The organism is Spirosoma sp., assembly GCF_048594605.1.
Classification (GTDB): domain Bacteria; phylum Bacteroidota; class Bacteroidia; order Cytophagales; family Spirosomataceae; genus Spirosoma.
Map to the genome: position 1 here is coordinate 20,407 of NZ_JBMDWV010000242.1, position 11,097 is coordinate 31,503.

Sequence of the window (11,097 nt, forward strand, 5' to 3'; positions counted from 1 at the left end):
CTTTTCCGTCAGTCAAGCGTAACAACGAGTTTCCCCCTTGTCTTACCGGTTTCCTGCTGCCGATGAGCTTCCGTCATATTCGCGAACGGAAACGTTTGTGATACGTATGATTTTAGCACGCCATTCTCCAGCAAAGTCGCAACCTGATGCATATCTTCTCCATTAGAGTTTACCAGAAAGGCCGTAGCTGTAACATCTTTTGCCCTTGCCTGCGCGGCCAGTTCCTCCGACATACCCAGAATACTGACGAGCTTACCACCTGGTTTTACAACTGCCAGCGATCGTTCCTTGATATCTCCCCCTACCAAATCTAACGCTACGTCGACATCGGACACTACGTCTTCAAATGGCTGTGCTACGTAATCGACGTGTTGATCAGCGCCCAGACTCAGGACAAAATCTTTATTAATCGCTGAAGAGGTTCCAATTACGTAAGCACCCAGATGTCTGGCCAGTTGTACGGCAAAATGACCAACGCCCCCAGCCGCAGCATGGATCAACACCTTTTGGCCAGATTGCAGAGAAGCCTCTTTTACCAGAGCATGGTAGGCCGTGAGCGCAGCTAACGTAGCGGCTGCAGCCTCTTCAAAAGAAACGTTATCAGGTTTTTTGGCGAGCTGGTTAGCGGGAGCCGCTACGTACTCGGCATACGCTTTTCCATGACCTGGAAAATTAACCATACCAAATACGTCGTCACCGACTTTGAAATCCGTTACCTGCGCGCCAACTTCGGTGATTGTCCCTGAAATATCCCAGCCTAAGATGATAGGCAATTCGTTTTTGATTCGGCCAGCTACACCTTTACCCGCCCTCGTTTTCACATCGACCGGATTGATACTGAGCGCTTTTACCCGGACCATTACTTCATCTGCTTTAAGAACCGGTTTCGGCAAGTCGGTGAGAACGAGTTGATTCACATCCCCAAAATCGTTTATTACAATTGCTTTCATTACGTTCTTTTTAATTGACAATACAAAATTATACTGGCTTAAGTGAATATTTCCGGTATAAATTTTCTCAAATTCGGTACATTTGTGCTGTGAAACGGGAAAGTCTGCACGAACCTTTTGACGTTATTTTCAAGACATTGGACGAATGTCCCAAATCGGAACATCGGCATTTGTTTTTCGAGCTGGTTTACATTCTTTCGGGAACGGGCGTTCAATGCATTAACCAGAATAAGCTCGCTTACCGAGCCGGTCATATGTTTCTGATTACTCCGGAAGATTGCCACTCGTTTACGATTGAGACCACGACCGAGTTCTTCTTTCTGCGGTTTACCGACATTTATATCAAGTCGAACAGCTTTCGAACGGCTGATATTCAACGGCTGGAATACATTCTTCAGAATGCTAACCATCAGCCCGGCTGTATTTTGAAAAATCAGCCTGACAAACTATTGATAAAAGCCATTGTGGAGGCAATGGGACGCGAATATGCGAACCATGATCTTTACAATAAAGAACTGGTTTCTCAATTGGTGAATACGCTGATTGTGGTTGTTGCCCGGAACATTGCGCGCTATATGCCCGAACAGGTAAATGCGCACACCGACGAACGAGCGCTGGAGATTCTGAACTACATTCAGAATCATATTTACGAACCGGAAAAAATACGCGTAGAAACCGTCAGTCAGCACTTTGGTATTTCCGAAACGTATCTCGGCCGTTATTTTAAGAAGCACACGGACGAGACCCTGCAACAGTACATCACCAATTACCGGACCAAGCTGATTGAGGCTCGTTTACTACATAGTGATATGCGTATCAATGAGATAGCTGCCGAAATGGGCTTTACGGATGAAAGCCATCTGAATAAATTTTTTCGCAAACAGAAGGGACTCAGCCCAACTATATTCCGTAAACAGATGAAGCAAAAATCCACTGCTCTTGCATAAGCTAAGCGATTTTACGGTAGGTTATCCTGCCCAGCTTTCCCGATCCAGACTCCGATATTGTATGGCTTCGGCCAGATGCTCAATCTTAATCTCCTCGCTGGCAGCTAAATCGGCAATGGTACGTGCCACCTTCAGGATGCGATCATAGGCGCGCGCCGAAAGGCCCAGGCGATCCATAGCGGTACGTAGTAAAGCGCGTCCGGCATCGTTGATTTCACACACTTCTTTAACCATTTGCGATGGCATCATGGCATTGCAGTAAACACCGGGCTTGTCAGTAAAACGTAGTGTCTGAATGTCGCGCGCCCGAATCACCCGCTCTCGAATGGCTTCGCTGGTTTCGGCAGGTCGGTTAGCCGTCATCTGGTCGAAGGATACGGGGGTAACTTCTACGTGTAAATCAATCCGGTCGAGCAACGGACCACTTACTTTAGCCAGGTATTTCTGTACGACACCCGGTCCACAAACACATTCTTTTTCAGGATGATTGTAGTAGCCACAAGGACACGGATTCATGCTGGCAATGAGCATAAAACTGGCCGGAAACTCGACTGCCCATTTTGCACGCGAAATACTCACTTTACGATCTTCGAGCGGCTGACGCATCACCTCCAGTGCCGATCGTTTGAACTCCGGCAGTTCGTCCAGAAACAAGACCCCGTTGTGCGCTAATGAAATTTCACCAGGCTGTGGAAAACTGCCTCCGCCAACCAAAGCCGCATCTGAAATGGTATGATGAGGACTACGATACGGTCTTGTCGCCATCAGATTAGCTCGCGAACCAAGCTTACCCGCAACGGAATGAATCTTTGTCGTCTCCAGGGCTTCCTGTAACGTAAGCGGTGGACGTATACTTGGCAAACGCTTGGCGAGCATGGTTTTGCCTGCACCGGGAGGCCCAATCATGATAACGTTATGACCGCCCGCTGCCGCAATTTCCATCGCCCGTTTGATATTTTCCTGGCCCTGAACATGCGAGAAATCGGCGTCGTAGGCATTAATCTGGCTCAGGAACAAATCACGCGTATCGCTTACTATTGGTGCTATGTCTTTCTTACCTTCGAAAAACTCCACAGCTTCCTGCATAGTCTTTACCCCAATAACGTCCAGTTGATTGACAATAGCCGCTTCCTGCGCATTTTCGACGGGTAGCACGAATCCTTTATAGCCTTTTTTTCGGGCTTCAATAGCAATGGGCAAAACCCCTTTTATAGGACGTAGCGTACCGTCGAGGGCCAGTTCGCCCATAATAACGTAGTCGTCCAGATTCCGCTGGGTTGTCACTTGCTCGGATGCCTGTAACACACAAAGCGCGATGGGCAGATCGTATGCCGAGCCTTCCTTCCGAACATCAGCCGGGGCCAGATTGACAACAACTTTCTGGCGGGGCATTCGGTAGCCAAAAAATTTCAGTGAGGCTTCAACACGTTGTTCACTTTCTTTAACGGCACTATCGGGTAAGCCAACCAGATGGAAATGCAGGCCCTGCGCAACAGCAACTTCAATAGTAATGATACTGGCATTAACGCCATAAACGGCCGCACCGAAGGTTTTGGCAAGCATAGGAATAAGTAAACTTTTTTATAAAATACGTATCAAAACTACGTAGCATAGAATCAATACAAAAACGTCGGCCTAAATCTTCTCCGCAATACGAAGCTTTGCACTGCGGGCACGTGAATTGCGGGAAATCTCATCAGGAGTAGCTTCAATAGGCTTACGCGTAATGGAACGTAACGGTTTCAGCTCATTGCCAAACAGGTCTTTCTCAACCTCGCCCTGAAACTTGCCTTTGTTGATAAAGTTTTTTACCAGCCGATCCTCAAGCGAATGATACGACATAACAACCAACCGTCCACCCGGTTTTAAAATGTCAGGCACTTGCGCTAAGAATTCTTCCAAAGCCTGTAATTCTTCGTTCACTTCGATACGTAATGCCTGAAAAACCTGCGCGAAATACTTGTTTTCTTTCCCGCGCGGGGCGAAACGCTGCAAAGCATTTTTAAGGTCATTTATGGTCTTCAGCGGTCGATTCGATCGGGCCGAAACAAGAGCGCTGGCGGCTGTTCGGGCGTTGGTTATCTCACCATACATACCAAGAATGCGGTGCAGATCAGCCTCCGAGTATTCGTTCACTACGTCCCGCGCAGTACGGTCGGCCTGCTGATTCATACGCATGTCCAGATCAGCATCGAAACGGGTTGAGAAACCACGTTCGGGCGTATCAATCTGGTGCGACGAAATGCCCAAATCAGCCAGAATACCGTCTACCTGATCGGCTTTATAAAGACGCAGGTACCGCTTGATATTCCGGAAATTAGAGGCTACAAACGTAAGGCGAGGGTCGCCAATAGCTTGGGCGTTCTCTTTTGCATCCGCATCCTGATCAAAGCCAAACAAACGCCCTCCGTCGAGCTGACGTAGTATTTCGCGACTATGTCCTCCCCCACCGAACGTAATGTCGACATACGTACCGCCGGGTTGCAGATTCAGCCCGTCGATGCAGGCTTGTAACAAAACAGGTTCGTGGTAATTACTCATTCAGAAACTAACCGACGTGAGCGGTCGTTAATTTGGACATTGAAGCTTAGCTGTTCTATACAACCTGCACTTTGAATTTATCGAAACAATGAAAAATCTCCTCCCCATCACTGCCATTGCGCTGCTGTTTTTACCAACAGCTTCTTCCTGCCAGTCAACTCCTGCTACGGTGAAACCTGGTCAGTATCGCGCCGTTCTGAAAACGCGTGGTGGCGACCTGCCCTTTGGTCTGGATATTCAGCCGTCGGCCGGTACTCAAAAGACGTATACCGTTTTTGCTCTGAACGGTAATGAGCGGCTGCCGATGGACCCAGCTACCCTGGAAGGCGATTCGCTTCGGATTCCGATGGCTTTGTTTGAGTCAGAATTAGTTGCAAAGATAGAGGGTAATACGCTACGGGGTGTTTATCGTCGGCGGAGATTGAATCAAACCCCACAAACATTGCCTTTTGAAGCGCAATACGGCCAGACGTACCGATTTACGAAAGACGAAAAACCTACGTCTACCAACGTAACAGGTAAATGGGCCACCGATTTCGGCAGCAAAACCGGCAAGGTCGATACGGTAAATGCAGTCGGGGTTTTCGAACAGCAAGGCAGTAAATTATCGGGTACGTTTCTGACGCCAACCGGCGATTATCGGTTTCTGGACGGTAACGTAGTGGGCGATAGCCTGTTTCTTTCCTGTTTCGATGGCTCGCACGTGTACCTGTTCAAAGCCAGACATGATCCGGCCACCAAAACCCTAACGGGCGGACTCTGGGCGGGGATATCGGGTTACGAACCCTGGGCAGCGCATTTTGATCCGAAAGCTGAACTTCCTGACCCGGCTAAACTAACCTATCTAAAACCCGGCGCTAAAACGCTGAACTTCTCGTTTCCTGAGCCAAACGGCAACAAAGTTTCACTAGCTGATCCTCGTTTTAAAAACAAAGTAACCATTGTTCAAATCATGGGTTCGTGGTGCCCAAATTGCATGGACGAAACCAACTTCATGAGCCCGTGGTACAAAAAAAATAAGCAGCGGGGTGTTGAAGTTGTTGGGCTATCCTTTGAGCGGTCGCCCGATATGGCGGTATCCGGCCCCAAACTTGAGCGAATGAAACAACGCTTCCAGATCGATTATCCGATTGTTCTCGCCGGTACAAACGATAAGGCAGAGGCCTCAAAAGCACTACCCGACCTCAACGCGGTTGTCGCGTTTCCAACGACGATTTTTATCGATAAAAAAGGAAAGGTTCGGCATATTCACACGGGCTTTTCCGGCCCCGGTACCGGCAAATATTACGATCAATACGTAGAAGAGTTTAACCGGTTGGTGGACAAACTACTGTCGGAATAATCGGTTTATCGAAGCACTCGTTCGTCTTTGTTTACTTTCAGACATACTCGACAAAACCTATCTGGCCGTAGTTAGATCCTTGTCAGTAATACGTCAGGCGATGTCAAACTTAATCGCCATATTACCAATTAGTATACTATAGAAATAAAAAATTAATACAAATCTCAACCGTTTAATAAATTTAAAAAGTATATATTCCGCATTATATGTTATATTATCATATATATTTAATTTAAACTTTCGTATCGTTAATACGTTAATGGAATGAATTAACAAGCATCCTAATCAGATCATCAATAAGTTAAATCGTCTGGCTAGTTTGTAATTTGTTCTTGATGTTAGCACTGTCTAACACGATCCTCAGCTCCTCCAATTTAACTAAATCCTGACTGACAGAACGTCATTTTAGTCAGCCTCTTTTGCACTGCCTACCAGGCAGACCGACCTTTTTTATCGACTAGCTACTCGCTGAAAGTTGCTGAGCATGTATCGTTCACTTGCTCAGCAAGTGTGAATTGTATTTAACTAATCCGCATATATCAATGAAAAAAATTTCTCTTACCAATTCGAGTACGTATTCTCCAGCAGCAGTCTCACGCTATGTCACATTCAACGTTCAACCGAACAAGCCCAGCAAGCAGATTCGTTATTTCTTCATCAGTTTCCTTTTTGCATTTATAAGCTTAGTTTCAGACGATGCCATTGCTCAATTAACCACCTGCACTGGATGTTCGTCAAGCGATATAAAAGTAAAGCGCGTTTACCTAGCCGATGCCAATGGAAATCCGCTTTCCAGCTCGTGCACGCCCGGCACTCCAGTTTCTGCTCAAATTTGTGTAGATTTTGACGTAACAGCGCAAACACGCTACGGCTTTTATTTCGGATTTGAGTATAAAATAGGATCAACAACCTACAGTCAGAGCCAATGCTACGCACAGGCCTTCAGCCAGGGGCCATTTACCCTTTGCTACCCGATTACGTATAACTGTGGACAATCCGTTAGTTTATTGTCGACTTTGCTTGGGTGGGGTAATCAGGTACAGGATTTGAACACGTTTTGTAATCCTTCCAATCTTACCTGTCAGAGTCTAAACCCCAAATGCTACACAAGCACCAATCTTCCCGCCGTCGAAGCGCCACTTATTTCTGATTTTACGTCTACTACAGCCTGTCAGACGGGTCAGTCTGTTCAAACCGTTACGTTCAATGGTACAGCAACTGGTGGTACACCTGCTTACACGTATTCCTGGGATCTGGATGGAAATGGTACGTTCGAAACAACTGGACAGAACCCGACCTTCACCTACCAGGCTGCAGGTATATATGCTGTTTCGCTAAAAGTCACCGATAGTAATTCAGCTGGCGCAGTCAGTGATGTACAGACCTACTCAGTCACCGTATCAACCTGTACTATACCTGCTTTGCCCGTTTTATACACCTATTTTCGTGCTCAATCAGTCGGAGAAGGTATTCAGTTGGAGTGGGAAACATCGCTCGAAGTAAATCATGATCACTTTGAAGTAGAGCTTTCTACAAATGCGATTGATTTCAAGCGCCTTAGCGATCCAATAAGTACCCCACTCATTACGGCCGGAAACAAAAAAGCATACCGCTATACTGATACAAAGGCCCATACAGGACCTGTTTATTATCGGATTAAACAAGTCGATGTAAGTGGCCAGGCTAACTTTTCCAAAATCCTTTCGATTGTATTTAGCGATACAACATCTTTACTTGAGTTATCGCCCAATCCGGTTCGGGATCAGTTGAACCTCCGTATCCAGTCAACTCAGAACGGAGAAGCAGACATTGAAATCATTGATCTGATGGGTAAACGATGGAGCAAGTCAAGCATTCTAAAAATAGAGCAGACGCATCAGCACACGATTAATACACAATCCCTTCCAGTCGGTCAGTACGTAGTAAGTATTCGAATAGGCGATCAGTATTTTGTCAGGAGAATAGTGAAGTAGCTCGTATTTTCTTCAATCAGGACAAAAGACTGATCAGCGTCCGTTGCTCCTTAGTTTATAACGCCATATATCCCGTTGATTCTGAACTTTTCAGGATCGACGGGATATTCTTTATTCATAAAACAGAAAGTATTTCTTATCTGCTACCTATGCCTTGTGGGTAAAACACGGGATAATTTCAGCATCTGCGTATTAAACAGTATGCAAGCATACTAATTTCTAAAAAAATAGTAGCTTTACACTCTAAAACTGAGGGGGCGACATCAGCAATGAAAAAGGAGAAAACCGTTGATTTTCACATAAAATGGGCCTGGCATTCGATCTCGCGCATGTACAACGCCTATGCAGGCCGCTTCGACATTACGATGGCCATTGGCTACGTACTGCTTAACATTGACCTTGATGAAGGCACACCCGCGACGAAAATTGGTCCACTGTTAGGCATGGAGCCACGGTCACTGGTTCGAATGCTGAAAAGCCTGGAAGAGCGCGGATTGATACGTCGGGAAGTAGATGGAAACGATAAACGATTTGTTCGAATCTACCTGACCGACGAAGGAAAAGCCAAACGGGAGATGGCCCGCGATGGCGTAATTCTGTTCAATAACATGATTCGCGAGAAAATTCCACTCGATAAACTAGTCGTTTTCTTCGACGTCATTAAAGAAATCAATCGAATGGTAGAAGAAGAAAACGCACGTATCAAAGCCACCGAAACCGAAGAATTATCGTTGGATTAACCTAGCTTACAGAACGTATGTCTGCTACTGTTCAAAACCTGTCAGAAAACCACCTGAAAGCCTTTACACGGCTGATGAACGTAGCATCGAAACTGTATCATGCCAATCCTAAGAACCCGCCTAAAAATATGAACATAGCCGACCAAGACGTACAGCGTTTGCTGGAAAGCCTGAATCGATATACGGTTCAGTTTTTGCTGGTAGGTGGTATGGCAGGCGTCGTTCACGGACACATCCGAACGACACAGGACATAGATTTATGGTTAAAATCCAATGAACAGAATAAGGCAAATCTGATTCTGGCGTTGGAAGAGAATGATGTGGCGGGAGCTGCTCACCTAAAAAATGTCCCTTTAATTTTCGGCTGGACGTCTGTAGCCGTCGGGAAATACGGATTTACGCTCGACTTAGGTTACCAATTGAAAGCGTTTCGCGATGTTGATTTCGACGCCTGCTACGCCCGGGCGCTTGACGTAATGTTCGATGGCATATCATTTAAAGTTATTCAACTGAATGATTTGATTACCGAAAAGCGGGCAACGGGCCGCCCGAAAGACCAGAGCGATGTCGATGAACTCTTAAAAATACAAGCAAGAAATAAGGAGTAACCCAAAACCATGGAAGCGACTTTAGACAAACCCAAAACATCCCAAACTAAAAATCGTACCATCCGACGCGTAGCGGTCTTAGGCTCAGGCATTATGGGCTCACGTATTGCCGCTCATTTTGCCAATATCGGCGTCGATGTATTGCTGCTGGATATCGTTCCCAAAGAACCCAACGAGGCTGAAACTGCCAAAGGGTTGACCCTCGAAAGTCCGGCAGTGCGCAACCGAATCGTAACCGATGCGTTCCAGTCAATGCTTAAAGCCAGCCCGGCATCGCTCTACAGCGCCACCCTTTCGCAACGTATCAAGCTCGGCAATTTTGATGATAACCTCAAAGACATTGCTACGTACGATTGGGTGATTGAAGTGGTTGTGGAACGGCTGGACATCAAACGCTCGGTTTATGAGCGCGTTGAGCAATTTCGCAAACCTGGTACGCTCATTACGTCGAATACGTCGGGGATTCCGATGCATCTGCTGACGGAAGGACGTAGCGAGGATTTTCGCCGGAATTTCTGCGGTACCCACTTCTTCAACCCACCACGCTATTTACGGCTGCTTGAAATCATTCCCGGCCCCGATACCGATCCGGCAGTGGTTGATTTTCTGATGCAATACGGCGATTTGTTTCTGGGCAAAACGACCGTTCTGTGCAAAGATACGCCCGGTTTTATTGCCAACCGGCTCGGTATTCAGTCGCTGATTCAGACGATTCGCGTAGCGGAAGAACTAGGCTTGACCGTTGAAGAAGTTGACAAACTGACTGGCCCCGTAGTTGGTCGCCCGAAATCCGGTACGTTTCGGCTATCGGACGTAGTGGGACTGGACACAACCGTCAACGTAGCAAACAACCTCGTAAAAATGGAGCACGACGAGTCGCGGGCGTCGTTCGAGTTACCGGAGTCGGTAAAGAAGTTGATAGAAAACAAATGGCTCGGCGACAAAACGGGGCAGGGTTATTACAAAAAAACGAAAGACGAAAAAGGGCAAACGCTGATTCTGGCGCTCGACCTGAAGACGTTTGAGTATAAGCCATCGCAGAAGGTTAAATTCGCTACATTGGAGAGCACGAAAGCGATTGATAACCTTAAAAAACGCTTTCCGGTTTTACTCGCTGGCCAGGATAAAGCCGGTGAATTTTACCGCAAAACCTTTGCCGACGGCTTCCGCTACGCTACGCATCGGATTCCAGAAATTTCGGATGAACTCTACCGGATCGATGCCGCTATTTCGGCAGGTTTCGGCTGGCAAATGGGCCTGTTTGAAACCTGGGATGCGATTGGTGTAAAAAAAGGAGTTGAACTTATTGAGTCGCTTGGCCAGAAGCCCGCACAATGGGTATATGAAATGCTCGACGCTGGCATTGAGAGTTTTTACAAAGTTGAAAACGGTAAGCGGTTTTATTACGACATTCCAACGAAGACGTACAAGCCCATTCCAGGAACCGATACGTTTATTATTCTGGAAAACTTGCGTGGCGACGGACCGAGCAACAACATTGTCTGGAAAAATTCGGATGCGGCCATTTACGATCTTGGTGATGGCATTCTGAACGTCGAGTTTCGCAGCAAAATGAACACCTTCGGTCAGGGTGTATCCGAAGCACTGTTGAAAGGCATTACGTTAGCAGAGAAAGATTTCCGGGGTTTAGTTGTCGGCAACGATTCGACGGAAGCGTTTTCGGCGGGCGCTAATCTTGCTACGTTGTTTATGTTTGCCGTTGAGCAGGAGTTCGACGAAGTAAACCTGATGATTGCGCAATTTCAGAAGCTCATTACGCGGTTGCGGTATTCGTCGATTCCGGTTATTGTGGCTCCGCATACGCTCACGCTGGGCGGTGGTTGTGAAGCCGTTCTGCACGCCGACCGCGTAGTGGCTCATGCCGAAAGCTATATTGGATTGGTAGAAGTAGGCGTTGGGCTGATTCCGGCGGGTGGTGGCACCAAAGAAATGGCCGCTCGCGCGTCTGATCTTTACCAGACCGGCGATCCAGAAC

At 47.0% G+C, this 11,097-nt stretch carries 9 protein-coding genes; 6 read left to right on the top strand and 3 right to left on the bottom strand.

Annotation, left to right across the window (positions count from 1 at the left end; all coding sequences use genetic code 11):
- Positions 1–8 precede the first annotated feature (8 nt).
- Entirely contained in the window at positions 9–950 is a 942-nt protein-coding gene (locus ACOJS8_RS15160) for an NADP-dependent oxidoreductase (protein ID WP_420149384.1), read from the bottom strand.
- 89 nt (positions 951–1,039) lie between these two features.
- Between ACOJS8_RS15160 and ACOJS8_RS15165 the strand changes: the two genes are divergently transcribed.
- Positions 1,040–1,897 (top strand): helix-turn-helix domain-containing protein, encoded by an 858-nt coding sequence (locus ACOJS8_RS15165; protein ID WP_420149385.1) that lies wholly within the window; start codon positions 1,040–1,042, stop codon positions 1,895–1,897.
- Between the two features lie 21 nt (positions 1,898–1,918).
- Here ACOJS8_RS15165 and ACOJS8_RS15170 read toward each other — a convergent pair whose 3' ends face one another.
- Both ACOJS8_RS15170 and rsmH read right to left on the bottom strand, forming a co-directional pair.
- Positions 1,919–3,460: a YifB family Mg chelatase-like AAA ATPase gene (locus ACOJS8_RS15170; RefSeq protein WP_420149386.1), complete on the bottom strand. Its 1,542-nt coding sequence runs from the start codon at positions 3,458–3,460 to the stop codon at positions 1,919–1,921.
- Positions 3,461–3,532: 72 nt separating this feature from the next.
- Complete coding sequence (gene rsmH, locus ACOJS8_RS15175; protein ID WP_420149387.1) at positions 3,533–4,438, bottom strand: 16S rRNA (cytosine(1402)-N(4))-methyltransferase RsmH; 906 nt, start codon at positions 4,436–4,438, stop codon at positions 3,533–3,535.
- A gap of 88 nt (positions 4,439–4,526) precedes the next feature.
- Here rsmH and ACOJS8_RS15180 point away from each other — a divergent pair, with 88 nt between their 5' ends.
- The 5 genes from ACOJS8_RS15180 to ACOJS8_RS15200 form a co-directional block, all read left to right on the top strand.
- Positions 4,527–5,780 carry a peroxiredoxin family protein gene (locus tag ACOJS8_RS15180; protein WP_420149388.1) on the top strand — a complete coding sequence of 418 codons (1,254 nt, stop codon included), beginning with the start codon at positions 4,527–4,529 and terminating at the stop codon, positions 5,778–5,780.
- Between the two features lie 542 nt (positions 5,781–6,322).
- The gene (locus ACOJS8_RS15185; protein WP_420149389.1) at positions 6,323–7,753 is read left to right on the top strand and encodes a T9SS type A sorting domain-containing protein; all 1,431 of its coding nucleotides are present in this window, start codon (positions 6,323–6,325) and stop codon (positions 7,751–7,753) included.
- Between the two features lie 269 nt (positions 7,754–8,022).
- Complete coding sequence (locus ACOJS8_RS15190) at positions 8,023–8,493, top strand: MarR family winged helix-turn-helix transcriptional regulator (protein ID WP_420149390.1); 471 nt, start codon at positions 8,023–8,025, stop codon at positions 8,491–8,493.
- Between the two features lie 17 nt (positions 8,494–8,510).
- The gene (locus ACOJS8_RS15195) at positions 8,511–9,101 is read left to right on the top strand and encodes a nucleotidyltransferase (RefSeq protein WP_420149391.1); all 591 of its coding nucleotides are present in this window, start codon (positions 8,511–8,513) and stop codon (positions 9,099–9,101) included.
- Between the two features lie 9 nt (positions 9,102–9,110).
- Positions 9,111–11,097 (top strand): 3-hydroxyacyl-CoA dehydrogenase NAD-binding domain-containing protein (locus ACOJS8_RS15200; protein ID WP_420149392.1); only part of this gene is annotated, 1,987 nt, incomplete at its 3' end.

Excerpts from the sequence above, each read along its gene's own strand:
- ACOJS8_RS15195 (WP_420149391.1), top strand. The coding sequence starts at position 8,511 with ATGTCTGCTACTGTTCAAAACCTGTCAGAAAACCACCTGAAAGCCTTT.
- rsmH (WP_420149387.1), bottom strand. The coding sequence starts at position 4,438 with ATGAGTAATTACCACGAACCTGTTTTGTTACAAGCCTGCATCGACGGG.
- ACOJS8_RS15190 (WP_420149390.1), top strand. The coding sequence starts at position 8,023 with ATGAAAAAGGAGAAAACCGTTGATTTTCACATAAAATGGGCCTGGCAT.
- ACOJS8_RS15170 (WP_420149386.1), bottom strand. The coding sequence starts at position 3,460 with ATGCTTGCCAAAACCTTCGGTGCGGCCGTTTATGGCGTTAATGCCAGT.
- ACOJS8_RS15180 (WP_420149388.1), top strand. The coding sequence starts at position 4,527 with ATGAAAAATCTCCTCCCCATCACTGCCATTGCGCTGCTGTTTTTACCA.
- ACOJS8_RS15185 (WP_420149389.1), top strand. The coding sequence starts at position 6,323 with ATGAAAAAAATTTCTCTTACCAATTCGAGTACGTATTCTCCAGCAGCA.
- ACOJS8_RS15160 (WP_420149384.1), bottom strand. The coding sequence starts at position 950 with ATGAAAGCAATTGTAATAAACGATTTTGGGGATGTGAATCAACTCGTT.